23 protein-coding genes are annotated in these 21,481 nt (G+C 67.5%); 21 read left to right on the top strand and 2 right to left on the bottom strand.

Annotated elements, in window-relative coordinates; translation table 11 throughout:
- Positions 1-109 precede the first annotated feature (109 nt).
- The 3 genes from ACE37B_RS09935 (at position 110) to ACE37B_RS09925 (ending at position 2,476) form a co-directional block, all read left to right on the top strand.
- Positions 110-412, top strand: coding sequence for a WhiB family transcriptional regulator (locus tag ACE37B_RS09935; RefSeq protein ID WP_409923168.1), 303 nt, complete (start codon positions 110-112; stop codon positions 410-412).
- Positions 413-723: 311 nt separating this feature from the next.
- A complete protein-coding gene (locus ACE37B_RS09930) occupies positions 724-1,587 on the top strand; it encodes a hypothetical protein (protein WP_409923167.1) in 864 nt (287 codons plus the stop codon).
- Between the two features lie 76 nt (positions 1,588-1,663).
- Positions 1,664-2,476 (top strand): hypothetical protein, encoded by an 813-nt coding sequence (locus ACE37B_RS09925; RefSeq protein ID WP_409923166.1) that lies wholly within the window; start codon positions 1,664-1,666, stop codon positions 2,474-2,476.
- On the opposite strand, the gene ACE37B_RS09920 is transcribed toward ACE37B_RS09925, so the two are convergent.
- Positions 2,383-3,141, bottom strand: coding sequence for a D-alanyl-D-alanine carboxypeptidase family protein (locus ACE37B_RS09920; RefSeq protein ID WP_409923165.1), 759 nt, complete (start codon positions 3,139-3,141; stop codon positions 2,383-2,385). The genes ACE37B_RS09925 and ACE37B_RS09920 overlap by 94 nt on opposite strands.
- Before the next feature lie 62 nt (positions 3,142-3,203).
- The gene (locus tag ACE37B_RS09915) at positions 3,204-4,112 is read right to left on the bottom strand and encodes a sigma-70 family RNA polymerase sigma factor (RefSeq protein WP_409923164.1); all 909 of its coding nucleotides are present in this window, start codon (positions 4,110-4,112) and stop codon (positions 3,204-3,206) included.
- 247 nt (positions 4,113-4,359) lie between these two features.
- Between ACE37B_RS09915 and ACE37B_RS09910 the strand changes: the two genes are divergently transcribed.
- From ACE37B_RS09910 to fliM, 18 genes are all read left to right on the top strand, one after another.
- Complete coding sequence (locus ACE37B_RS09910; RefSeq protein ID WP_409923163.1) at positions 4,360-5,568, top strand: flagellin; 1,209 nt, start codon at positions 4,360-4,362, stop codon at positions 5,566-5,568.
- Positions 5,569-5,662: 94 nt separating this feature from the next.
- A complete protein-coding gene (fliD, locus tag ACE37B_RS09905; protein WP_409923162.1) occupies positions 5,663-8,047 on the top strand; it encodes a flagellar filament capping protein FliD in 2,385 nt (794 codons plus the stop codon).
- 48 nt (positions 8,048-8,095) lie between these two features.
- The gene (fliS, locus tag ACE37B_RS09900; protein ID WP_409923161.1) at positions 8,096-8,602 is read left to right on the top strand and encodes a flagellar export chaperone FliS; all 507 of its coding nucleotides are present in this window, start codon (positions 8,096-8,098) and stop codon (positions 8,600-8,602) included.
- Entirely contained in the window at positions 8,599-8,886 is a 288-nt protein-coding gene (locus ACE37B_RS09895) for a hypothetical protein (RefSeq protein WP_409923160.1), read from the top strand. Before fliS ends, ACE37B_RS09895 begins: the two co-directional genes overlap by 4 nt.
- Positions 8,887-8,891: 5 nt before the next feature.
- Positions 8,892-9,389: a hypothetical protein gene (locus tag ACE37B_RS09890; RefSeq protein WP_409923159.1), complete on the top strand. Its 498-nt coding sequence runs from the start codon at positions 8,892-8,894 to the stop codon at positions 9,387-9,389.
- The gene (locus ACE37B_RS09885; RefSeq protein WP_409923158.1) at positions 9,386-9,982 is read left to right on the top strand and encodes a FliH/SctL family protein; all 597 of its coding nucleotides are present in this window, start codon (positions 9,386-9,388) and stop codon (positions 9,980-9,982) included. The genes ACE37B_RS09890 and ACE37B_RS09885 overlap by 4 nt, the downstream gene beginning before the upstream one ends.
- 95 nt (positions 9,983-10,077) lie before the next feature.
- Entirely contained in the window at positions 10,078-10,437 is a 360-nt protein-coding gene (gene flgB, locus ACE37B_RS09880) for a flagellar basal body rod protein FlgB (RefSeq protein WP_409923157.1), read from the top strand.
- Positions 10,438-10,475: 38 nt separating this feature from the next.
- Complete coding sequence (locus ACE37B_RS09875) at positions 10,476-10,877, top strand: flagellar basal body rod protein FlgC (protein WP_409923156.1); 402 nt, start codon at positions 10,476-10,478, stop codon at positions 10,875-10,877.
- A 2-nt stretch (positions 10,878-10,879) separates the two neighbouring features.
- Positions 10,880-11,197 (top strand): flagellar hook-basal body complex protein FliE, encoded by a 318-nt coding sequence (gene fliE, locus ACE37B_RS09870; RefSeq protein WP_409923155.1) that lies wholly within the window; start codon positions 10,880-10,882, stop codon positions 11,195-11,197.
- A gap of 3 nt (positions 11,198-11,200) precedes the next feature.
- Positions 11,201-12,859 carry a flagellar basal-body MS-ring/collar protein FliF gene (gene fliF / locus ACE37B_RS09865; protein WP_409923154.1) on the top strand — a complete coding sequence of 553 codons (1,659 nt, stop codon included), beginning with the start codon at positions 11,201-11,203 and terminating at the stop codon, positions 12,857-12,859.
- Positions 12,856-13,899, top strand: a complete 1,044-nt coding sequence (gene fliG / locus ACE37B_RS09860; RefSeq protein WP_409923153.1) for a flagellar motor switch protein FliG — start codon at positions 12,856-12,858, stop codon at positions 13,897-13,899. The genes fliF and fliG overlap by 4 nt, the downstream gene beginning before the upstream one ends.
- Complete coding sequence (locus tag ACE37B_RS09855; protein WP_409923152.1) at positions 13,896-15,251, top strand: FliI/YscN family ATPase; 1,356 nt, start codon at positions 13,896-13,898, stop codon at positions 15,249-15,251. Before fliG ends, ACE37B_RS09855 begins: the two co-directional genes overlap by 4 nt.
- Positions 15,248-15,670, top strand: a complete 423-nt coding sequence (locus ACE37B_RS09850) for a hypothetical protein (RefSeq protein WP_409923151.1) — start codon at positions 15,248-15,250, stop codon at positions 15,668-15,670. Before ACE37B_RS09855 ends, ACE37B_RS09850 begins: the two co-directional genes overlap by 4 nt.
- Positions 15,667-16,443: a lytic transglycosylase domain-containing protein gene (locus tag ACE37B_RS09845; RefSeq protein WP_409923150.1), complete on the top strand. Its 777-nt coding sequence runs from the start codon at positions 15,667-15,669 to the stop codon at positions 16,441-16,443. Before ACE37B_RS09850 ends, ACE37B_RS09845 begins: the two co-directional genes overlap by 4 nt.
- Positions 16,440-18,314: a hypothetical protein gene (locus tag ACE37B_RS09840; protein WP_409923149.1), complete on the top strand. Its 1,875-nt coding sequence runs from the start codon at positions 16,440-16,442 to the stop codon at positions 18,312-18,314. The genes ACE37B_RS09845 and ACE37B_RS09840 overlap by 4 nt, the downstream gene beginning before the upstream one ends.
- Before the next feature lie 60 nt (positions 18,315-18,374).
- Positions 18,375-18,875, top strand: a complete 501-nt coding sequence (locus ACE37B_RS09835; RefSeq protein ID WP_409923148.1) for a flagellar hook assembly protein FlgD — start codon at positions 18,375-18,377, stop codon at positions 18,873-18,875.
- 247 nt (positions 18,876-19,122) lie between these two features.
- Positions 19,123-20,352, top strand: coding sequence for a flagellar hook protein FlgE (locus tag ACE37B_RS09830; RefSeq protein WP_409923147.1), 1,230 nt, complete (start codon positions 19,123-19,125; stop codon positions 20,350-20,352).
- Positions 20,353-20,444: 92 nt separating this feature from the next.
- On the top strand, positions 20,445-21,443 hold the full coding sequence (gene fliM / locus ACE37B_RS09825) for a flagellar motor switch protein FliM (protein WP_409923146.1): 999 nt from the start codon (positions 20,445-20,447) through the stop codon (positions 21,441-21,443).
- The last annotated feature ends 38 nt before the right edge of the window (positions 21,444-21,481 follow it).

The following is a 21,481-nucleotide window of genomic DNA, read 5'->3' as shown; positions in this document are numbered from 1 at the left end:
AATCGAACGACCGAATCGAACGACCGAATCGAACCACCGAATCGAACCACCGAATCGAACCCCCGAATCGAACCACCGAATCGAACGACCGAATCGAAATGGAGCCACCATGTCCAGCACTGACGAACTCGCCACTCTGATCGAACGATCCAAGGAGATCACCTGGATCCGCGACGCCGCCTGCGGCGACCTCGGTATCGATCAACTCGACCTGTTCTTCGTCGACGCCGGCAAGTCGCTGTCCAAGGAGGCGGTCGCGATCTGCCAAGGGTGCCCGGCGCGGATCTCATGTCTGACGCACGCCTACGAGCACGACATCGCCGGTGGGTACTTCGGCGGGGTCTCCCCGAGCAAACGGCGCCGTCTCACACTGGCCGAGGCGGTCGCCTCGATCGGCACAGCCGTGTCCTGAAGGTCACCTACGCAGGGACGACGCGGCGCTCGCCGAGATTTCCACGCCGAGCGTTACTGACGTGTAGAATGTCACATGGGCGCGTCGCGCTCGAACGGTCGGAGCCAAGCGGGGATTCCGGCCCGTGGACGTGAGGCGGAAGTCGTGGCATCTCAGGTGACAAGTGTTGTGCAGGGCGCCCTGCGTGATACTCGCAAGGGCGGTCGCGGCGCCGCAACACGATGTGCGACAGAGCGGGCGGAACGTGCGACAGCGCGAGTGAAGCGGCTCGCGGTGGGCGAGATGTCGAACGAAGCAGATCGAGAGGGCAGATGACCGTGGCGCAGGATCAGGTGATTTCTCCCTCGCGGTTCGTCTTCGCCAACGTCATCTACGACGAGGTTCCCGAACAGCCCCCCGACGATCTCGTGGCGTTTCTGCGGCGTACCGATCCGGACGATCCGTTGCGTGGCTGGAAGCTCACCGAGGACGCGATCGCCTTCGGGGATCGCGAACTCGTTTCCCGCATGGCGGCTTGGCAGGAGACGTTCATGAAGTCGTGGCCGCTCGGTCAGCGTTCGATGCTGCGGTTGCTCCGCGACCTCGTCCAGGACGAGATGGACACCCTGACCGAACGCGGCCGTCATCTTCTCGACACGTTGTGCGGTCACCGGCCTGAGTTGGTCGGCGCACGGATCGACGTCGAGAGCTTCGTGCACCTCGACACGGTGCTCCAGAGCGTGCGGTCGATGATCAACCAGGCGGGCCGGTTGGGTTTCGGCGTGATCGACACGACGCCCGGCTCGAATCGGACCGGGCTCCTGCGAGCGTGGTCGTGCGCGTTGGGGGGCCACGTGCTCGCCGCCGACCCGTCGTGCACGGTGTCGATCGGCCATGACGGGTTGCGCGTCGAACCGGGCGCGGGGCAGCCAGCGATCTCTGAGATCCAGGAGGTGTCGTTCACCGGCGACGAGGTGTCGCTCGTGACGCCGAACGACGTCACCGACCTGCCGTCGACCGCAGTGGCTCCGCTGGCGTGGCTGATCCCGGAGGCGACCAGTTGGCGGATCCGCAGCGTGCCGGAATCGGTCGTGTGGGCCGACACCTTCGCGGGCGTGGCCGACGGGTGCGACTTCGCTGCCCGACACGTGGCCGATGCGATCCTCGACCATGACGGTGTGCCCGTAGCGGTGTGACGCGTTCCGACACGACTTGAGTCAAGAACTCCTCAAGGTTCGGGCGCGATGCGTCGGAGGCGGCACGATCAATCGGGTGAATCGCAGCACGAGCCAGACGCCCGACACGCCCGACACCGTCGACCTCTCGGACGTGCACGCGGCGGACCTGTTCGATCGGACGGCCGAACTCCTCCTGGGGTTGCGCCCGCTGGAGTGCACGGTGCACCCGTCGCCGGGCGACGATGAAGGCCTGTTGCTGATGGCCGCCACATTGATGTGCCGCCAGTTCCACCTCGTGATGGGTCTGTGCGTGTCGAACGACGACCGTCGCGCAGCGCTGTTGACCATGAGCGGTCACGCCGAGGGCTACCACGCCGCGTCTCCCGCCGCGTTGGGAGCGATGTCGTCGCTGCTCGACGGCGTCGTGTGCAACGACGTCGCAGCCGCCTCTGCGACCCTCGACTCTGCGCTCGACGTGCTCGACGTTGCCGATCTGTTCGACGCTGCGGCCGCTCTCATGGCGGCGCTCACCGTCGTCATCGCCGACCGCCTGGCGCTCGACCCGCTGCGAGTCCACCGCGAAACGCGTGACGCTGTCGTCGCTTCCGCGCACGGGAACGACCTGGGAACCGACACCCCCCTCGACCCGGACACGGGCAGCGCGGAGGTGGCGGAGACGGGCGACGACGTCGTCGACGGAGCGGCAACGTCGAGCGAATCGCGTGCGGAGGCATCCGGCGACGAACAGCGTGGAGGTCCGGGGCAGTCGCCGACGGGAAAAGCTGACTGGTTCCGCGGTCGCGCTCGGAAGCGTCAGACCTGCTCGGGACGGAATTCCCAGTGCCACGGTTCGCGTGGTACGGCTTCGACCCACCCGAAGCGTGGCCCGTTCGTCCTCAGCCACTGAAGCGTGGCGGGGTCGGTGACGTCGGCGTCGACGGCCAGACCCCAACCATGGTTCGACGTGCCGGGCGTTGCTCCGAGGCCACCCTCGGAGTACAACCCCTTCCGGCGCACGAGGTCGACCTGTTCGTCGTAGTCGCGGTAGGAATCCGTGATCCGCAACTGGATGCCGTCGGCCCGGGCTGCCGTGACGACGTTGTTCCACGACGCGGCGGCCGGAGCGTAGAGCCGATGTCCGGACTGCGCCGCCAGCGGCGTCAGTGCCTCGGTCGGGATGCGTCCGTTGCCGAAACCACGCAGTGACGACGGGACGGGCATCGACCCGTAGCCGCCGACCGGTCGTACCCCGGCGACGCCGGCCAGTCCGTTGATGGCGGCGTTCACAGCGGCCGTGCCGCCTGCCCCAGCGCCCGCCGGGCCCGGGCGAAACGAGGTGAAACCGGACGCGCCGATCAGGCCGTCGGTCGGACCGAGCTGGGCGGGCATGAACCCTGATGCGTCACGGACCCGGACGGCGTTCTGGTAGACGTCACCGAAGGGGTCGAACTCGACGCCGTTGTCGACGACCGGGACGGCACCGGGCTGCGGTTCGGAGATCGCGCTGGCGTCGAAGCGACTCTCGATCGCTCCGATCCTCGACATCACCGAGTCGATCGCCGAGGTGCTCATCGCAGATGCTGGTTCGACGGGGCGATCACGATCACTGCTCGACGGTCAGGCGACGGTTCATCTCAGACGGTCGAGTGAGCGTGCGAGCGAGGATCACCGGGGCGGCCGAGCTTCGACATCACGATCGGATGCTGGAGCTTGGCGAGTGCCTTGGCCTCGATCTGGCGGACGGCTTCACGAGAAAGTGCGAGCGTCTCGCCGATCTCGGTCAACTTCTCGATCGGTTCGCCATCGAGTCCGAACCGTCGGACGACGACGTACAGCTCGCGTTGGTCGAGTGCGCGGAGACCGAACTGTTCGAGTGCAGCGAGCGTGAACTTCGAGAGCACCGCGTGTTCGGGCGACAGTTCGTCGGACGGGATGCTGTCGTCGAGCGTCGACTCGTTGTCGTCGTCGGCGGGCTGGCTCAGCGACGTGAGGCGAGGCGGGCTGAGGACCCGGCGGACCTGAGCAACGGTGACGTCGGCGGCCGCGGCGATCTCGGCGTCGGACGGTGAGTAGGAATCGTCGACACCTCGGAGCTGGCGGGCGGCTCGGAGAATCTGCGGACGCTTCTCGAAGTCACCGAGGTTCAGATTGGGATGGTCGTTGTCACGGACCGCACGCAGCACCTCGCGCTGGATCGGCTTGAACGCCCACTGCCCGAACGTCCCGCGTTCGGGGTCGTAGCTGTCGACCGCACGCATGAGGCCGAGCATGCCGGCGGACTCGAAGTCGGCGCGGCTGTGCGCATTGGCAGCGCCACCGAAGCGACGGGTGTAGGACCGGACGAGTCCCATGTTCGAGGTGACGATCTGACTGGTGATGTCATCCACGCGGCGGCGCAACATGCGAATCCGTCGACGGGTCGCGACCGAGTCGGGCTGCTCCTCGAGCTGTGCGAGTTCGGCGCGCAGCCGGCTGCGGTCGCAGAACAGCGAGGTGTTCTCGCTGCGCTGCTTGTCGACGTGGTGTTCTTCGATGATCGTCATCTGAGTTCCCGCTCTCGATGTCCAGTGGTGCGTGGTGACGCACAGTGCTTCGGCGCTTTTGCTTGCGACCTGAATCAAGAATCCGTCAGTAGTTCGACAAACCACGGCAGGGGGCGATCAGGTGCGTACGGGATCCGTCGTCGAAAAAACTCTGGTGACCTCCTGGCGCACTGTTCGCCACGCCGCACAGTCGACGAGGCCTACGGGTGGTTCCAACGGATTGGGGCCTCAATCACACATCACTTACATGGAGGTAAGGGAAATGCGTATCAACCAGAACAGCATGGCGATCAACGCCTACCGCAACCTGTCGACGAACAACATGTCGCTCGGCAAGTCGCTCGAGAAGCTCTCGTCGGGCTTCCGCATCAACCGGGCAGCCGATGACGCTGCCGGTCTCGTCATCAGCCAGAACCTGCGCTCCCAGGTGAGCGGCCTTCGTCAGGCCACTCGCAACGCTCAGGACGGCATCTCGGTCGTGCAGACGGCTGAAGGTGCACTGAACGAAGTCCACACCATCCTCGGTCGTATGCGTGACCTCTCCGTCCAGGCAGCGAACACCGGCACCAACGACGCCGATGCTCGCAACGCTGCTCAGGCTGAGATCAACGCGCTCACCGCCGAGGTGAACCGGATTTCCGACAAGACCGCCTTCGGTGGGCAGAACCTGCTCGACGGCAGCTACGGCAAGACCGCCGGCACGCTGTCGGCCTTCGACGCCGACGGCAGCATCACGGTCGCCGTCGCCGACACCATCGATGTCGCCGTCACCGGTGGCTCGGGCACGGTGTCGGTTGCACTGTCCGCCGGCACCTTCACGGGCGCCAACGCTGCTGCGTCGATCGAGTCGGCCATCAAGTCGGCCTTGGTCGGCACCGGCAACGCGGTGGACGCTGCGGCGGCCAACAACCTGTCGGTCAGCTTCGAAGCGATCGGAGCGGGCGGCGCCTTCACGGTGTCGAACGGTTCGGCAGCGGCGATCACGATCGCGGACGGCACGGGCACCCCGCTCGCCGACAACACCCTCGCCGGCCTCGCCGGTGCGGTTGGAGCGGCGACCGGTACCGGCGGAACGTTCCAGATCGGAGCCAACTCCGGTGACACGGTGACCGTGGGAATCGCCGACATGGATGCCACCACCCTCGGTGTGGGCGCCCTCGACGTGACCTCGGAAGCTGGTTCGGCTGCGGCCATCACGGCCCTCGACACCGCCATCCAGACGGTGTCGACCACCCGTGGTGACCTCGGTGCTCTCCAGAACCGTTTCGAGTCCATGATCAACAACTTGCAGGTGACGACCGAGAACCTCGTCGCTTCCGAGAGCCGGATCCGTGACACCGACATGGCGGCGGAGATGACCAACTTCACCAAGAGCCAGATCCTGTCCCAGGCGAGCACGGCGATGCTCGCTCAGGCCAACCAGGTTCCGCAGTCGGTGCTCTCACTGCTGCGGTGATCCACCTCGTTCGGCGCTCGGGGCCAGGCCATCCGGTCTGGCCCCGAGCGTCGAGCACGTGAACAACGGCATCACGGACTGAAGGAAGCAGCTCATGGAAATCGGTGGCATCAACGCCAACGACATCGTCAACAGCCTGATCCAGATCGAGCGTCAACCCCTCACGGCCCTCGAGTCGCGCCGCAGCGGCGCTCAGGATGCTGCCCGGGCCATCACGGCGATGCGCTCGACCGTGGACTCCTTTCGGTTCGCTGCACTCCGCCTCAGCGACAACGATTCCTTCGACCGGTTCTCGGCGACCGTGTCGAACTCGGCGGCAGTGACCGCCTCGGTCACGTCGGGTGCCACGCCCGGCTCGTTGACCTTCTCCGTCGAACAGCTCGCCGCCTCGCACGGTCTGCGCTCGAGCGGCACGGTGGCAGCCAGCAACCTTCCGGTCACGACCGACGCGGTGCTGGCGCTGGCCACCGGGACGAAATCGCTCGGCATCTCTGCGGTTCGGGCCGGCACCGGACTCGGCGTCGGATCGTTCGACCTCTCGGTCGTCCAAGCGTCCGAGAGCGCTGCGGCGACCGGCACCTCGCCGCTCGCCGCGACCACCAACATCTCGGCGATCAACAACACCCTCGACGTGTCGGTGAACGGCATCAGCTACACGCTGACGCTGACAGACGGCCCGTACGACGCCGTCTCGCTCGCAGCCGAAGTCGATGCGCAACTCCAGAACGTCGGCGCTGCAGCGGACGCCGCGCTCGACTCGTCGGGCTCGATCGTCATCAGCACCGACCGCCAGGGCTCCGACGCCTGGATCCAGATGACCGGCGGCACGGCGCTCGCGAGTCTCGGTCTGACGATCGACGTCACCCCACGGACCGGTACGGACGGGATCATCGACGTCGATGGGAACACGACCGTGGTGACCTCGCTCGAGGCCGGCGACTCCGTTGCGGTCGACACCGGTGCGGGCACCCTCGACGTCACGCTCGACGGAGGGCTGCGGGTCGGTGAACGCACCATCACGACGGTGAGCGCCGGGTCGGGCAGCCTCGTCGATGTCGCCGCCGCCATCAACGGCGCCGGCGCCGGTATCTCAGCCGCTGCGGTACGCGTCGACGCCACGAACTGGCGACTCCAACTGGGCTCGACCACCACGGGCACCGACGGTGAACTCGCCGTCGACGGTGCCGCGTTCGGTGCGGTGGGCGGACTGGTCGAGACCTCGGCTGCACGCAACGCTCGGATCTCGATCGGCGAGGGTCCTGGGGCGTACAGCGTGGAGGCGAGTGGGAACACGTTCGACGATGTGGTCGACGGCGTCAGCTTCACCGCTCGGGAGGTGACGACGTCGCCGGTGACGGTCAGCGTTGCCCGAAACGACGATGCGATCGCCAGCGATGTCAGCAAGCTCGTCGCCGCGGCGAACACGCTGCTCGCGGAGATCAAGGTACAGACCCGCTATGACGTCGCGAACGGCACGTCTGGGGTCCTCGCCAACAACAGCGCCATCCGGCGTCTCACCGACCAGGTCCGCGAAGCGCTCGGCTCGTCGGTCGATGGTGTCGCAGGAATGCTTCCGTCCGACTTCGGCATCCAGAGCACTCGCGACGGATCGTTCACCTTCGACAGGGCGACGTTCATGACCGCGCTCACCGAGCGTCCCGACGACGCCGCTCGGTTCTTCGGGCGCGGCGCCACCGCACCGGCGGGAGTGAGCTTCGCCGACGCGTCGGCCTCGACCGTGACCGGCTCGTATGACGTCGACATCACCGTCGCAGCGACCCGAGCTGCCTCCGCCGAGATCTTCGCCGGTGGAGCGCTCGCGGACACTCGCGTCGGCGTTCGGATCGGCGACATCACCGCGACGTACGACGTCACGGCAGGTCAGTCTGCTGCCCAGATCATTTCCGGTCTGAACGAATCGATCGCCCAGGCCGGCCTCGATCTCGTCGTCGAAGCCAACGGCGCCGGCCTGCGAGTGCGTGCTGACGAATGGGGCAGCGCCGGCTCGTTCGAACTCAACCTCGACGTCGCAGGTCTCGGTACCTGGAACGCTCAGGCCGGGGTCAACGTCGAGGGAACAATCGATGGCGTTGCCGCACTCGGGCAGGGTCGCACGTTGACGCTCGGCCCGCTCGTCGACACGCCGGCCGCCGGGCTGTCGATCACCGTCGACGGCGGCGTCAGCGGCGCGCTCGGTGCGATCTCGTATCAGCCGGGCATCGCCGCCCGCGTCGCCGAGTTCGCCACGGGGGTCATCAACGAAGACACCGGGCTGCTGCAAACCGCCAGCGATGCCGCCGACCGCCGAGTCAAGGACTTCAACGATCAGATCGAACGCTTCGAGGACCGCCTGTTCACGCGAGAGGCCACGCTGCGGCGGCAGTGGGCCAGCTTGCAGACCTTGCTCCAAGGCCTGCAAGACCAGGGGAGCTGGATCTCGAGCCAACTCGCGTCGCTGCCACAAGTCGGCAACTCCTGACGCCATCCGTCCACGAACCAGCATCACGACACGTAACGAAAGCACGACATGTACTCCTCCGACTCGCTCGTTTCCTTCTCCGCCGGCGCTCAACGTTCGCGGTTCACCGACGGCTCCCTCGAGACCGCGTCGGGAGGTCAGGTCATCGTGATGTGCTTCGACCGGCTCGACCGCGACCTCGATGGTGCCCTCATCGCGATCGATGCGACGGATCACGAGACGACCAACTCCTTGCTGCGCCATGCGCAGGACCTGCTGAGCGAGATGGTGGGGATGCTCGATGTCGAGGCCTGGGAGCACGCTCCGGCGTTGCTGTCGGTGTACGACTACCTGCTGCGTCGGCTGGCGCAGGCGAACATGTTCAAAGATGCAGCTGCCGTGTCCGAAGCCCGCCATCTGATCGGCGAGATCGGCGACGCATTCCGCACGGCCGCCGCAGAGTCTCTGCGGACACAGTCGCCTGCACAGTCGCCTGCACAGTCGCCTGCACAAATGGGCGGCGGGTTCGGCACCGAGCTTGCTGGCGATCGTCCTCGACTGTCGGTGCGGGCATGACCCTCTGGGCGGTCACCCTGCGTGATTTCGAGGCCTGCCTCGACGAGATCGACGCAGCGATCGCCTCCGGCGACGTGACCTCGGTTCGCACCTTCTCGGCGCCGCACGGCTTGACGTCCATGCCCGAAGAGCATCGCGACTGGGCGCTGCGACTCGCCGCGCGCAACGAAGCATTGACCGAAGCCACCGAGCGCCTGGCCGCCGACAACCCGCCGCCGCCGGTGACCGCTGCGTCGGGAGCATTTGCGCCGTCGGGAGCCGCTCGATTCGAGTACATGGCCTGATCGTCGTGTCTGCCCACCTCTTCGCCGTCGACTCGGCGGTCGTCGCCGTCGGCGCGCTCGGGGATCGGATGTCGGTGGCGGCGTTCGCCGTGAGCGCGACGGTCCTCGCGATCTGCGTTGTCTTGATGTCGCGGGCGCTCCCGGACCTGCCGCGGTGGCGCTGGGGCGGCTCGAACGACGCCGGGTGGGCGAACTCGACGACCTCGCGACGACGCGGCGCGGTGACGGGCGAACGCCCAGCACTGCCCGCTGGAGCGGTCGAGGCCACCTCCGTGGTGCAGCGGCGTACCGTGACCGGACCTGCTCGACAGATCGAGGCAGCGCCGGACGCTCTGTCATCAGAGACGAAGGCGGTCGCGGCCGAACGCACCATCGAGCACCTGCTCGAGACGGACCCCGACCTCGTCGCAGGGATCATCATGCAGTGGCTGCAGAACGACCGAGACCAGCAAGTTCAACGACCGGGGGGTTCACCTGGAACCTCGAGCGGGTCGCGGCGATGAGCGTCGTCGACTTCGCTGCGCCGGCGTTTCCGTCGAGCGAGGTGGTGAGCAACGTGCGACGCGAGGCGGCGGCGATCGCCGCGCAGCGTCGTGACGCCGGATTCCGCGAGGGCTACGAGCTCGGTATGGCCGAGGCGCGCGCCGACGTCGATGCAGCGATCGCCGATCACCGCATCAATGCGGACCGTCTCGCGCGGTGCGTGGAGGCGTTCGAGGCGGCGCTGGCCGATCTCCGCCGCCGTGACGCGCTCACGGTCACCGACGTCGAGTCGGATGTCGTGGCCATGGCTGTCGAGCTCGCAGCAGGACTGGTGGGTCGAGAACTCGAACACGGCGACGACGCCGTCCTCGATGCGATGCGTCGCGCGCTGGCGATGACGCCGGAGCGAGGCGCACCGATGATCCGCGTGCATCCGGACGACGAAGCGACGGCGCGTGAAGCTGCCGAGGCCGATCTCGTCCGCTGGGGTTCCGACGCCACCGTCGTCGCCGATGCTCGCGTCGAGCGCGGTGGGTGCATCGTCGACCTCGGCGGGTGTCGAATCGATGCGCAGGTCTCGAGCGCGCTCGATCGGCTCCGCGACACGATCTGACCAGCCCGACGGTGAAGGATCACTCCCCGTCGCCGTGTGAACGCAAATCGTCGCCACCTGCTTGACTCCTCGACCGAACCCGGACGGTCCCTTCTGTGAGCATCATCGGGATTTCCGACACGGCGACCATGGCGCTGCATCGAGCCCTCGACGGCCTGGACGTCCGCCAGCAAGCGATCGCCACCAACCTCGCCAACCTCGAGACACCCGGCTATCAAGCCAAGGTCGTGTCGTTCGAGGACAGCCTGCGTTCGGCAGCGGCCACCGGCGACCCTCGACAGGCAGCGATTTCCATCGATCGGTCGGTCGCCCCGACCCGTATGAACGGCAACAACGTCAACATCGACTTCGAGTTGCTCGAAGGGTCAGAGACGGCACTGCGACAGCAGATGATCACCCAGGGCCTGAGCGCCAAGTACGCCATGTTGCGTACGGCGATCAGCGGCCGGTCGTAGCGAGCGCCAACCCGCTGAAAGGAGCGATCAGGAGCCCCATGTCTGAAATGTTCGCCACGTTCGACGCCGCCCGCACCGGGATGGGCGCCTACAAGATCTGGCTCGACGCTGTCGCGGACAACGTCGCCAACATGAACAACGTCACCTCCACCGACGAGGCAGCGTTCGCCGAACGCTTCATCCTCGTCGAGGCTGGCGGCGAAGCGCCCGGCTCGGGCGTTCGAGTGTCGGGTGCTGCCTTCGGCGACCCGAACGGCATCGTCGTCTACGAGCCAGGGCATCCACTTGCCGACGAGGAAGGGATGGTCCGCCGTCCTCGCATCGATCTCGGCGAGCAGATGGTGTACATGCAGCTCGCACAGCGTGGCTACCAAGCCAGCATCAACACGTTCCAACGCGCCCGTGAGGCGTACGAAGCAGCACTCTCGATCGGACGCTGACCATGGCAATCGCTCCTCTCCCCCCGATTTCTCTTCCCTCGGTCGGCGCACTCCCGGCGATGCCGACGAGCACGCCCGCCGCCACTGCAGGCGAGTCGGGACAGTCGTTCGGCGACCAGATCGGCAACGCGCTCCAGTCGCTGTCCGATGCGCACACCGAAGTCGATCAACTCGCCGTGAAGGCGGCGACGGGCGACCTGACAGCGGTCCACGACTTCACCATCGCGACGACCGAAGTGCAGCTGATGACCCAACTGACCGTCGAGATCCGCAACAAGGCGATCGAGTCGTTCAACGACATCATGCGGATGCAGGTCTGATCCATGGCTGGCTTCGATTCCAACCGCAGCAGCGCCTCCGGCTCGTCGAGCGGCATCATGGGGACGGTCACGTCGCTCAGCCCACTCCACAAGGTCGCGCTCGGTGCGGCCGTGCTGACGCTCGTCGCCGGGTTCTTCGTCTTCACGAGCGCGACGAGCGGCGAGACCGCGATGGCGGCGATCTACACCGACCTCGAGGCGCGCGACGCAGCGTCGGTGACCGATGAACTCATGGCTCGCAACGTCGAGTACGAACTCGCCGACGGCGGACGCACCGTGATGGTGCCCAGAGACGACGTCTACGACCTGCGAATCGCGCTGTCGGGCGAAGGACTTCCGGCGTCGAACGAGGGCTATGCGCTCCTCGACCGTCAAGGGATCACGACCTCGGAGTTCCGCCAACGGATCGACTACCAGCGGGCGCTCGAAGGTGAACTCTCCAAGACCCTCCGTTCCATCGAGGGCGTCCGGTCGGCGACCGTCCACCTGGCGCTCCCGGAAGACTCGGTGTTCGTCGACGAGCCGACGAAGCCAACTGCGTCGGTGCTGGTCGGGATGGCCGGCAGCGATGCGATCACGGCCGATCAGGTCGCCGCGATGGTCCATCTCGTCGCCGCGTCGGTGAAGAACATGGAGCCCCAAGACGTCACGATCGCCGACTCGACCGGCCGGGTCCTGACCGATGGCAGCGGGGCTCCCTCCGTCGCCGGCGGTGGGGTCAATCCCGAGACCGACGCGTTCGAGACCAACCTGGCCAGCGAACTGCGCGCGATGGTCGGACGCGTGACCGGTTTCGAGAACGTCGCCGTCAACGTGGAAGCCGAACTCGAACTGACCGAACGGCAGGCCACGTCGGAGACCTACGACACGACCGGTGAGAACGGCGTGGTCCTCGGTGAACGGGTGGCCAACGAGACCTACACCGGGATCGACGTCGGCATCGGCGGTGAGGCCGGCGTGCTCGGCCCCGACGGCGCGCCGATCGCCGCTGCCGGTGCGGGAGCCGGTGGGGAGACGTCGTACGTCAAGGACGACGCGGAGCGCACCTTCGCCGTCAACCGCACCGTCGAGCAGGTCACCTTCGCCCCGGGCGCCGTCACCCGTCTCAGCGTCGCCGTGCTCGTCGACGAAGGCACGGTGACCGCCGAGCAGAGTGAAGCCATCGCCGAGATGGTGAGCGCCGCGGCTGGCATCGACGCCGCCCGTGGGGATCAGGTCTCGGTGACCCGACTGCCGTTCTCCGTCGCCGACCCGGCCGAAGCCGAGGCGGCAGCCGCCGAAGCAGCGGCCATGGAAGCAGCGTCGGAGCAGTCGTCGATGATCCGCACCGGCATCGTCGGTTTCGTCGCCCTGCTCGCACTGATCCTCGCCTATCGCAGCGCTCGCCGAGCCCGTCGCGAGGTGGCGACGCCGATCGACATCGGTTCGATCAGTGCCGGGTCGGGAGCTGGCGCTCTTCCGCTCGGTTCCGGCGAGGACGAAGCGGATCGCGCGCTGACTCCGAGCGGATCGCCGCACGACGAGGACGGTCGGGCGCTCACCGCCATGCACGATTCGAGTCAGAGTGCACTCGACGAACTGAGCTCGCTGGCCGATCGCCGTCCCGAGGAAATCGCTCAGATCCTGCAGGACTGGCTCGCCGATGACAAGGCGACGACGTGAGCGCTGTCGACGTCGACACGCTCGACGACACCATCGAGCCGCCGGTCGCGCTCACGGGGGCACAGAAGGCCGCGATCCTGTTGTTGAAGCTGGGTCGCGACCGAGCGGCCTCCATCATGAAACTGCTCGACGAGCGGGCGATGGCTGAGGTCAGCGTCGAGATCGCACGCGCCGGATCCATTCCTGCCGCAGTGGCCGAAGCGTCGCTGATGGAGTTCGTGGAGCTCGCGAAGTCGAGCCGGGCTGGAGCGATGGGCGGGGTCAGCGCTGCTCGCCAGATGCTGGAGTCCTCGGTCGGCGCCGAAGAGGCCGATCGGATCATGGGGTTGATCACGCCGACGCCGGTGCCCTTCGAGTTCATCGCCAAAGCCGAACCGAAGCAGGTCATCAACGTGCTCTCGGCCGAGCATCCACAGACCGTTGCGCTCGTCCTCGCGCACCTCGCTCCGGACGTCGCGTCGCCGATCCTCGGGGGCTTGGGCGAAGACATGCAGCGTGACGTGTCGATTCGCGTCGCCAAGCTCGAGCGCACCTCACCCGAAGTGATCGCTCAGCTCGAGAGCATGTTGCAGCGCCGGTTCGGCTCCGCCATGGTCGCGGGCCCGGCAACCGGCAACGCCGACGGCGTTCAGACGCTCGTCGACATCCTCAACCGTTCCGACCGCACGACCGAGCGAGCGATCTTCGAAGGACTCGAATCGACCGAAGCCGAACTCGCCGAGAACATCCGCCGCCGCATGTTCGTGTTCGAAGACATCGTCGACCTCGACGACAAGGCCATCCAGCTCATTCTTCGAAACGTCGACTCCGGATCCCTGGCCACGGCGCTCAAGGGTGTTCGCCAGGAGGTCAAGGAGAAGGTCACCAAGAACATGTCCGAGCGAGCAGCGAAGAATCTCGAGGAAGAGATCCAGCTGCTCGGACAGATCCGACTCGCCACCGTCGAAGAAGCTCAGGTCGGCATCGTGCAGCAGATCCGGGTGCTCGAAGAGAGCGGCGAGATCACCATCGCCCGCGGCAGTGAGGAGTTCGTCGAGTGACGCCGACCCTCGTTCGCGACCCCGGGCTGTCGGCTCGGCTGCACACCTCGCTCGAGGCCGCGCAGCCGCGGGTCACCGGAACGATCTCGCGTGTCGTCGGGCTCGGCTTCGACGTCGAAGGACTCGACGTGCCCATCGGTGCCGGTGTGGAGATCGTCGACGACACTCGCACCGACGGTCCGCCGCTCACCGCCGAGGTCGTCGGGTGCACGCTCGACGGGATCACCTGCCTGCCCTACGGCGACGTGGCGGGGCTGAGCGTCGGAACCCGAGTGTCGAGCATCGGACGTCCGCCCTCGATTCCGGTCGGTACCGAGTTGCTCGGTCGGGTGATCGACGCGCTCGGACACCCGCTCGATGACGGCCCGGCGCTCAGCGGGACGAGATGGGTCGGCCTCGACGGAACGCCACCGCATCCGTTGCGTCGGGCTCGCGTCGACGAACGACTGTCGCTCGGGGTTCGCGCCTGGGACACCCTCATGCCAATGGGCAAGGGTCAGCGCGTCGGCGTGTTCGCCGGGTCCGGCGTCGGCAAGTCGACCTTGATGGGCATGGTCGCTCGCGGTGCGACCGCCGACGTCAACGTGGTGGCGCTGATCGGTGAACGCGGTCGAGAGGTGCGCGAGTTCATCGAAGGCGAACTCGGCGCCGAGGGCATGGCCCGGTCGGTCGTGATCGTCGCGACGTCGGACGCGCCAGCGCTGGTACGTCTCCGTGCCGCGACGGCTGCCACTCGCATCGCCGAGTGGTTCCGTGATCAAGGCAACGACGTGATGCTGATGATGGACTCGATCACGCGGTACTGCATGGCCCAGCGTGAGATCGGGCTCGCCGCCGGCGAACCGCCCACGTCACGGGGCTATCCGCCGAGTGTCTTCAGCATGCTGCCGAAGCTGCTCGAGCGGGCCGGCACCGCGGCGCGGGGTTCGATCACCGGGCTCTACACCGTGCTGGTCGACGGCGACGATCACAACGAACCGATCGCGGACGCAGTGCGATCGATCCTCGACGGTCACGTCGTGCTCTCCCGCGATCTCGCTCATGCCGGCCACTATCCGGCGATCAACGCCTTGGCGTCGGTGAGTCGAGTCGCGAACGCGGTCACCACGCCGGGTGAACGCGAACTCGCCACCGAACTCCGGCGCCTGATGGCCGCACACGCGGAAGCTCGCGACCTCATCGAGATCGGCGCGTACATCCCGGGCAGCAATCCGCTCGTCGATCGTGCGGTGGCGCTGCGCGGGTCGATCGATGGGTTCCTCCGCCAGCAGATCGACGACCGTCAGCACGCATCGGAGGCCTTCGCCCGGCTGGAGGCGCTGTTGGCGTCCGTTCCTGGAGGAGCGCAATGAGCCGCTCGCGACTCGAGAACGTGGTGCGCATCCGAACGCTGCAGGAGCAGATCGCTCGTGGAGAGGTGGAACGGCGTCGCCGTGCCGAACGCCAACGTGCCGACGAGGTTGCCGCGGCCGAACTCGCCGTCGCCGAGCGAGCGGGTCATCATCCGGCGTCGCCGTCGGCCTTTGCGGCCCAACGAACCATGCTCGATGTGGGGCTCGTGCACGTCGGACTCGCCGAACAGCGCCAGACCGCCGCGCAGGTCGAGGTCGCCCAGTCCGTCGACGACTGGACTGACGCCTCGCGTCGCCTGGAAGGGGTCGAGCGGCTGGAACGTCGTCTCGACGAGCAGGCGCGACTCGACGAGGCGCTGCGCGTACAGAACGAAATCGACGACCTGGTCGTCACCCGCTGGAAGCGAGGCGTGGCGTGACGATCTCACCGGTCGCCGGGATCATGGCTCGCATCGCGACGATCGAATCCCGCTTCGGCGTCGAGCCTCCGTCGACGCCGCTCGATCAACCTGCGAGCACGCCTGGCGTCGTGGCCAGCAGCGCGTCATCTGAGTTCGACGCCGTCCTCGACACGGCGATGGCTGCTGCGTTGCGGACCGGACCGATCGGCTCGGTCGCCGTGCCGTGGTCGTCGTTGCCCGGCGGTGCCGCCTGGTCGGGTGCGTCGGCGTCGTCCGTTCGGACCGGCGCGGCCACCCCATCGTGGGGTCCGACTGCCTCGGTCACCGAGGCGACGCCTGCTGGCAGCCCTGGTCTCGTCGTGCCATCGTCGGGGCCGGTGGCTCTCGAGTCGCTCGACGCTCGACCGGTCGCCCCTGGCACGCCGTTCGCGGAACTGTTCGACGCGGCGGGAGCCCGTCACGGCGTGCCACCACGCCTGCTCGCATCGATCGGCTGGGTCGAGTCGCGTTACCAGACCGACGTGGTCAGCCCCGACGGCGCCGTTGGTGTCATGCAACTGATGCCGTTCGTTGCCGAGCACTACGGCGTCGACGCTCGGGTCCCGGCGCAAGCGATCGACGCAGCGGCACAACTCCTTGCCGAGCACCGCGAGCGCTTCGGCGATTGGGAACTGTCGGTCGCCTCGTACTTCTCCGGTGCTGGCGCCGTCAGCCGCGCCGGCAACGTTCCACCCACCACCCGCTCGCACGACTACGTGCGCAACGTCACCGAACGGCTTGCCTTCACGTGAACTCCACGCTTCCGACACTCCTCGTTGCTCCCCAAGCGGTCGGCGATCGCAGCACCGCTCGTTCGTCGAAGGGCGCCAACTCGGTCGTCGATCCTGCCGTGGGGCCGCCGTTCGACGAGGTGTACCGAGCGTCGCAGCGCGAGGCCGGCCCGTTCTCCGGTGAGACGAACGAATCGGACGCCGACGGCCCGGCTGCCGATCACGAAACGACTCCGTCCACGGGGGACCGAGCAAGCGTCGATCGGTCCGCGATGCCCGAGGGCGCCACGACCGGTGATCCAGAAGTCGTTGCAGCTCGGTTGCCCGCTGCCTTCGACGGCGCTGCGTCGGCGGTTGGCCCCGAGCCGATGGCACGCGAGCACGCCACGAACGCCGAATCCAGCACGACGACGGCCGGCACGACGACCCGAGCGCCCATGTCGTCGAGTGCCCTGGCCGGCGATGCGGTGGGCCCGGCGGTACCAGCTGGCACCGCGCCTGGCACTGCGCCTGGCACCGTGTCTGGCACCGCGCCTGACGGTGCGCCTGACGCCGTGTCTGGCACCGCGCCTGACACTGCGCGTGACACTGCGCCTGGCACCGTGTCTGGCTTTCCCCGGTCGTCCGAGGTGTCCTCGCCAGCGACACCACCGATGGCCCCGTCGACGGTGTCGACGGCGACTGACGCGGCCGCTTCGACGGCACCGGCCGGACCGCTGGTCGGGCCCGACCGGCGACCCGCTGCGAGCATCGAAAGGGGCGCGGCGTCGACCACTTCGACTCCTGTCGTTCCACCCGCGGTGGCGTCCACTTCGACTCCTGTCGTTCCACCCGCGGCGTCGACCAACTTGCCGGCCGCCGTGCCAGCCACGGCGCCAGCCGCCGTGTCAGCCACCGCCGAGGTTCCGTCGGGTGCGACGACCGCGGGTCGGGCCCTCGGCGCTGACGAAGCGGGCGCACCGGCCCAACCCGTCGGCACCGCGCAGGCAACCACGATCCCTGTTCCGGGAGGGCTCCCGTCCGGACCGTCGAGTAGCGGGATGGTCTCGGCGCAGCACGAGATGCTGATGTCCGATGCAAGCCCCGTCGGCGCCGACGGGCCGACGCCAGGATCATCGCCAGGATCATCGCCAAGCCCCGCTCCAGGATCGGCGACGGGTCGGTCTGCGGCAGCCGCCGACGCGTCGCCGACGGTGGAGAGTCCCGTGCCGAGCGGAGCCACCGCCGCAGGATCGTCCGCTGCTTCATCATCGCCCGAACCGAGCGGTCCTGCCGCGACAACACGATCCGACAGTGCGCCAGCAATCCAGACGGCACAAGAACCATCTCCGTCACAACCATCAGCGTCGCAATCATCGCCGTCACAACCTGCCTCGGCGCCGCCCGCGGCGGGAGCTCAGGCGGTCGAGCCGAACGGCGCGTCGCTCTCGAACGGGATCGCCGACCACGTTCGCCATGTCGAACAGATGCGTCAGTTCGATCTGCAACGGCTGGCGAGCGCGACCCGTCTCGGCGTCGACATCGTCACCGACGAACTCGGCACCGTGCACGTCGACGCTGTCGATCGTGCCGGTTCGATCCAGGTGAAGCTCGGTTCGGACGATCTCGGCGTGCGGACGCTGCTCGCCGACCGCGCCAACGAACTGCGCGCCGCACTCGGCGCCGACGGCGTGTCGATCGAGTCGCTCGACGTCGGCTCTCGAGGGGACCGTCCAGACGGCGAGCGGAGCGCGGGCGGGGACGCCGCCAACGAGCAGCCGCCAGGAACGCGAGGCCGCGCTGCCACGGCGGCCTTGACGGAAACCACGCTCGATACCGCCCACCTTCCGTCGCTCGCCGAGTCCCGGAACTCGATGCTCACCGTCGACGGCCACGTCGACGTTCGGATCTGAATCGATCGGACGACCGATGCAGTTCACCAACCTTCGCACCCCATCACGAGGAGACCTCCGATGACCGATGCCATTGCCCCGGTCGCGTCCCGCGACCTCGGTGCCTCAGCGGCACCGGTCGCAGCGCCGCAGAATCCGGGCGCCGACCTGGACCGCGACGCGTTCTTGAAACTGCTCGTCGCGCAGCTCAGGTATCAGGACCCGACGAACCCGACCGATCCGTCGGCGATGATGGCCCAGACGTCGCAGCTGACGATGGTCGAGCGGCTCCAAGAGATCTCCGACGCCTTGACGGCCGCGGCAGCCACCGATCAGCTGGCGCTCGCCGGGTCGATGGTCGGACGCGAGATCACCTTCCAGAGCGAGAACGGCCCGACGACGGGCCTCGTCGAGGCGGTGCGTTTCCTCGAAGGTCAGTTCGTGCTCTCGGCCGGTGGGTTCGCTGTACCGCTCACTGCAGTCACCGAGATCCGCGCCGGCGCACCTGTCGCCGCGGCATCGGCCGACCCGTTCTCCAGCTCGTTCTCCACCCCTGGTTCGCCTCGCTCGACCTCATGGTGACTCAGGCCCACCTCGTCTCGTTCGCCTCGCCGCGAGTTCGTGTCCGTCGCCAGCTCGACGGTCACCAGCTCGACGTGAGCGGCGAGAGGGTCCGACCTGTCGGCGCATCGTCGACAGGTTCGGACGGTTCCCCACAGTGTCGGACGGAGTCCGACACTCGCCGACATCGGCACTCGCGGCACGGATGCTGCTCCCGTCCACTTCCGGACACCCATTCCACAGGAGGCATCCAGCAATGATTCGTTCCATGTCCAGCGCCCTCTCCGGCCTGCGCAACCACCAGACCAAGATCGACGTCATCGGTAACGACATCGCCAACGTCTCGACCGTCGGCTACAAGGGCGTCGCCACGATCTTCTCCGACGTGCTGTCACAGACGCTCAGCGGCGCCACCGCACCGGGCGGTCTGACCGGTGGCACCAACGCCAACCAGGTCGGCCTCGGTTCGCGCCTGGCCGGCACCGTGCAGACCTTCGCCCAGGGCGCCCTGCAGCGCACCGGGCGGCCCACCGACCTCGCCATCCAGGGCGACGGGTTCTTCGTGATCAACAACGGCAGCGAGCAGCTCTACACCCGCGCCGGTGCGTTCTCGCTCGACGGCAACGGCAACATGACCACGCTCGACGGCCTGCTCGTGCAGGGCTGGCAGGCGGTCGCCGACGGCTCGATCAACACGAACCTGGCGATGGGCCCGATCACCATCCGCTCCGGCGACCTGCTCCCCCCGGAGCCGACATCGGAGATCCTCGTCGGCGGCAACCTGCGCTCGGCGGCCGACATCGGCGACGCCTCGATCATGTCGCTGACCGTGTACGACGACCAGGGCCAGCCCGGCCTGCTCACCTTCACGATGACCAAGACCGCTGCGAACGAGTGGACCGCGACGGCGGAATTCGGAGATCCCGCCGTGCCGATCGCGTTGACCGACAACGTGCTGACCTTCGACGCCAGCGGCGAACGGATCGGTCCGGCCGACGGGAACATGAACATCGCCGGCGGCGTCATCCCGTCGATGTCGGGTGCGATCACGGTCGAGCTCGGTATGCCAGGCGACTCGGGACGCATGACGCAGTACGCGAGCGCGGAGAGTGCGTCGGTGGTCAATCAGAACGGCAGCCCGTCGGGTGTGCTGACGTCGTTCGACATCGGCCAGGACGGCCGGATCGTCGGCAGCTACTCCAACGGTCGCCGAGGCACGATCGGCCAGCTCGCGATGGCGACGTTCACCAACCCGACCGGCCTCGAGCGACTGGCCGGCTCCTGGCGGACCTCCCCGAACTCCGGGCTCGCCCAGGTCGGTGTCGCCGGAGCCGGTGGCCGTGGTCTGATCTCGTCGGGCACGCTCGAGATGTCGAACGTCGACCTCGCCGAGGAGTTCACGCAGCTGATCATCGCCCAGCGAGGCTTCCAGGGCAACGCCCGGATGATCACGACCTCGGACGAAGTCCTCCAGGAAGTCGTCAATCTGCGTCGTTGATTCCGTCGGCGGCGGCGCACCGGGCGCCGCCGCTCGTCTTCTTCACCTGCCGACTCCTGCGGCACTCATCCACACGAACTGAGAGATCCCCGATGAACAACGCCACGCGCAGCTCTCGTCCCGACCGGACATCGCGACCGACGATTTCCGTGCGAGGCGACGCGAAGCCGTTCGATTTCCGGCACCCGTCGACGATGTCGCGCGAGCACATCCGGACACTCCAGATCGTGCAGGAGACGATGGCTCGGGGTCTCGCGTCGACGCTTGCGACATCGCTGCGTGCCGTCGCTCAGGTGTCGATCGCGGGGATCGATCAGGTCCCGTACGAGGAATACAGCGCCGGTCTGCCGAATCCGTCGATGCTCACCACGCTGTCACTGTCGCCGCTGATCGGTGAGGCGATTCTCGAGATCCCGTTGCCGCTCGCCTTCGCGACGACCGAGCTCATGCTCGGCGGCAACGGCTCCGCGGTGCAGCCCGAGCGGGCCATGACCGACCTCGAACGTGCGCTCATGCACAACGTGGTGCAGCTCATGTTGCCGGTGATCCGCAACGGCTTCGAGCCCGTCGTCGCCTTGGAGCCCACGATCACCGGACAGGAAGCAAACCCGCTGTTCGTCCAGATCGCCTCGGCGACCGACATGGTCGTGTTGATCTCGTTCGAGACCCGGATCGAAGGCGCGACCGACCGAGTTCGGTTGTGCATTCCCTTCTCCGCGTTGCAGCCGTTCCTCGACGACCTCAGCGAGCAGGCTCGAATGGGGTCGCTGAGTGCCGACAAGTTGGCCGAGGAACGCAGTCGGCTGCATGCGCACCTCACCGAGACCGAAGTCGAAGCGGTCGCTCGGTTCCGTCCGCTCGTCGCCTCCTCGTCGGCGATTCTCGGCCTGGGCGTCGGCGACGTCGTCCTGCTCGATCATCCGGTCGCTGCGCCGTTGACCCTGGAGGTCGACGGTGTACCGCTGCACGACGTGATGATCGGCCGAGTACATCGACATCTCGCCGTGCGTGTCGATGGTGCCATCGAGCCGGGCCGTCACCAACGGCGGCATCGGATGCACGCGGTGAGTTCTTCGACCGCGCTTGCTTGACGATTGACGGAATCTCCACACAGTCGTTCTCGTCCCCG

This window comes from Ilumatobacter sp. (assembly GCF_046290335.1).
Taxonomy (GTDB): Bacteria; Actinomycetota; Acidimicrobiia; order Acidimicrobiales; family Ilumatobacteraceae; genus Ilumatobacter_A.
This window is presented reverse-complemented; position numbering and strand designations above follow the sequence as displayed.